Annotated in this window: 4 protein-coding genes; 3 read left to right on the top strand and 1 reads right to left on the bottom strand. The window is 69.1% G+C overall.

The window, feature by feature from the left end; translation table 11 throughout:
* Nucleotides 1-213, top strand: a 213-nt coding sequence (locus tag VIR62_RS00685; RefSeq protein WP_431867818.1) for a fructose-bisphosphatase class II, incomplete at its 5' end; no start/stop codon positions are given.
* Between the two features lie 63 nt (nucleotides 214-276).
* Complete coding sequence (locus VIR62_RS00680) at nucleotides 277-543, top strand: PilZ domain-containing protein (protein WP_431867816.1); 267 nt, start codon at nucleotides 277-279, stop codon at nucleotides 541-543.
* A gap of 14 nt (nucleotides 544-557) precedes the next feature.
* On the opposite strand, the gene VIR62_RS00675 is transcribed toward VIR62_RS00680, so the two are convergent.
* Entirely contained in the window at nucleotides 558-1,427 is an 870-nt protein-coding gene (locus VIR62_RS00675) for a diacylglycerol/lipid kinase family protein (RefSeq protein WP_431867814.1), read from the bottom strand.
* 125 nt (nucleotides 1,428-1,552) lie between these two features.
* Between VIR62_RS00675 and recJ the strand changes: the two genes are divergently transcribed.
* Nucleotides 1,553-2,996, top strand: a 1,444-nt coding sequence (recJ, locus tag VIR62_RS00670) for a single-stranded-DNA-specific exonuclease RecJ (RefSeq protein ID WP_431867813.1), incomplete at its 3' end; no start/stop codon positions are given.

Here is a 2,996-nt window from a genome sequence, read left to right as displayed (position 1 = left end):
GAGGATCTGGAGCGCATCTATCAACTCCACGACCTCGCCAAGGGCGACGTGATCTTCGCCGCGACCGGTGTCACGGACGGGTCGCTTTTAGAGGGGGTGAAGCGGCGCAAGCACTGCGTCACCACCGAAAGCGTCGTGATGCGCGCCAGCACCGGCACGGTGCGCTGGGTGAAGGGCGAACATCGGCACAGTCACGCGCCGGGCTGCCATTGAGCCCGGTCGGCGTTAACCAAACGACAAGCCTCCCGGGTTTAGGTCCAGCCTGGGGGAGTGACCATGGCAACCCAGCAGAAGAAGATTTTCGTCCCGCGCCCGCCTCGGCAGTGGATCAACGCCGAAACCGTCGTCGACGACGGCAACGGCCGCCTGCTCGACAGCCGGATCTGGAACATCTCCAAGGGCGGCTTCATGGCCGAATGCGAGGAGAAGCTCCCGATCGGCGCCCATATCGTCGTGGAGCTGCCCAAAAGGGGCAAGGTCCGCGCCGAGATTCGCTGGGCGGTCGGCTGGCGCTTCGGCGCGAAGATACTCGGCGAGGTCTGAAGGCCGCCGCAATTTCAGCAGAAGGATAAAGGATCGGCGCGAAGCTGGATTCGGGCCGGGAGGGTGGCGACGATGTCGCCATCCGCCTGCACCGGCAGTGGGGCGTCGGACTCGGCCGTGAGCGCGGTGCATGTGAAGGCGGCGACACCCCGCAGCCCTTCGAGGGACGTGCCGCGAAGCAACGCCCAGGCGAAGCGCGCACAATCGCGCCGGCGAGCCCGCGTCAGGGCAATCCCATGCAGCAACGGCGCTGAAAGTCGTGCCTCGGGGGCGAAGCTCCAGGGACCTGCGAAATAGCGGCCCTTGGCGATGTAGAAGGCCTCGCAGGCGATGTCGCGCCCGTCGCAGCCCAGCCGGATCGAAGGCCGCTCCCATCGCGCCAGCACGCCGAGGAAGGCGACGACATAGGCAAGCTTGCCGAGCCGGCGCTTGAGGGCCGGCGTCACCGCGGCGACGGCGCGGCTGTCCGGGCCGACGCTGGCGCAGGCGAGGAACAGGGTGTCGTTGATCTCGGCGGCATAATGGAGGCAGGCGGCCTCGCCGCTGAGTGTCCGCCGGGCATGAGCGGCGGGATCGGCCGGCGAGGCGAATTCGCGGTGGAGCAGATTGACCGTGCCGCCGGGATAGATGCTAAGCGGCAGCGCCCGGCCGCAGCGCGCGAGGGCCAGCGCGACATGGCGGACGGTGCCGTCGCCGCCGATGGCGCAGACATGGCTCGCATCCTCATCGATCGCCAAGGCGAGACCGGGGCCGCTTTCCGACAGGATGACGCGGGCGCCGCCGGCCTCGAATCCCAGGCGCAGCGCCGCCAGCCTCTTCGGACAATGCCGCCCCGCCGTCGGATTGTAGATCAGCTGGACGATCTCGCCCGCGCTCGTCGCCATTCGCCGCTCCTTCAACGCGAGCGCGGTAGCATGGCCGGGGTAATGGGCGGTTAAACAGGCTTTTCTGTGGATAAGGGGCTCAAGGCCTTCGACAGGCGGAGCGCTAACGGTCTAGGGTCGCCGGCGTGAACCTTCACCGGCCCCCCTCCGACTTCGCCCATGTGTGCGGCGTCTCGCACTCGATACTCGGCCAGCCCTGGCGGTGGCGCGGGGCGGCGGGAGAGGGGGCGGACGCGGCGTTCGTGCCGGACGATCTGGTCGACCAGCTGCTGCTCGCAAGGGGCGTCGTGGGCGAGGAGCTGGAGCGCCATCGGGTGCCGACCATTCGCGGCTTCATGCCCGATCCGTCCGTTTTCCGCGACATGGACAAGGCGGCGGAGCGGCTGGCCGATGCGGTCGAGCGCCAAGAGCCGGTCACCATTTTCGGTGATTATGACGTCGACGGCGCGACCTCGGCGGCTCTCCTCATTCGCCTGCTTCGCGAGCTCGGCTGCGACCCCAAAGCCTATATCCCCGACCGGTTGATGGAGGGCTACGGGCCATCCGGCGAAGCGCTGGTGCGGATCGCCGAAGGCGGCGCCAAGCTGATCGTCACCGTCGATTGCGGCGCCCAAGCCTTCGAGGCGCTTGAAATGGCCCGAGCCGTCGGCGTTGACGTGATCGTCGTCGATCACCACAAGTGCGCGAGCGCGCTTCCCATCGCCCATGCGCTGGTCAATCCTAACCGCCTCGACGAGAGCGACGAGGGCGCCGTTCACGGCCATCTCGCCGCCGTCGGCATGGCCTTCCTGCTCGGCGCGGCGTTGGTGCGGACGCTTCGGGAACGGGGTTTCTTCGCGGGTCGCGAGGAGCCCAGACTGGTCGAGCTGCTCGATATCGTCGCGCTCGGCACGGTCGCCGACGTGGCGCAATTGAGGGGCCTCAACCGCGCCTTCGTGACCCAGGGGCTGAAGGTGATGGCCGGGCGGCGCAATACCGGCCTCGCCGCACTGATCGAGGTGTCGCGCCTCACCCGCGCACCGACCGCGACCGATCTCGGCTGGGCGCTGGGACCGCGCATCAACGCCGGAGGGCGGGTCGGCAGGTCTGACCTCGGCGTGCGGCTGCTGACCACCGAAGAACCGGAGGAGGCGCGGGAGATTGCGGCCGAGCTGGAGCGGCTCAACGAGGAACGCCGCGCGATCGAGATGCTCGTCACCGAGGCCGCCGAGGCGCTCTGTGCTGCGCAGGGCAACCGCGCCGTCGCGCTGGTGGCGGGGGAGGGCTGGCATCCAGGTGTGATCGGGATCGTCGCCGGTCGGCTGAAGGAAAAGCTCGGCCGCCCCGCCATCGTCGTCGCACTCGATGGTGATGGCGTCGGTAAGGGGTCGGGCCGGTCGGTTTCTGGCGTCGATCTCGGCGCGGCGGTGCTGGCCGCGAAGGACAGCGGCCTGCTCATCGCGGGCGGCGGTCATGCGATGGCGGCGGGCCTCACCGTCGCGCGGGACAAGATCGACGCGCTGGCCGACTTCCTCGACGAGCGACTGTCCGGCGACGTGGCGGGAAGCCGCGACGGCCGCGCGCTGCTGC

Origin of the sequence: Allosphingosinicella sp. (genome assembly GCF_036570505.1) — a bacterium.
Lineage (GTDB): Bacteria > Pseudomonadota > Alphaproteobacteria > Sphingomonadales > Sphingomonadaceae > Allosphingosinicella.
The sequence above is the reverse complement of the archived record's forward strand: the minus strand, read 5'-3'. Positions and strand labels throughout refer to the sequence as shown.

Coding starts and splice junctions, on each gene's coding strand:
- VIR62_RS00680 (WP_431867816.1), top strand. CDS start 277: ATGGCAACCCAGCAGAAGAAGATTTTCGTCCCGCGCCCGCCTCGGCAG.
- VIR62_RS00675 (WP_431867814.1), bottom strand. CDS start 1,427: ATGGCGACGAGCGCGGGCGAGATCGTCCAGCTGATCTACAATCCGACG.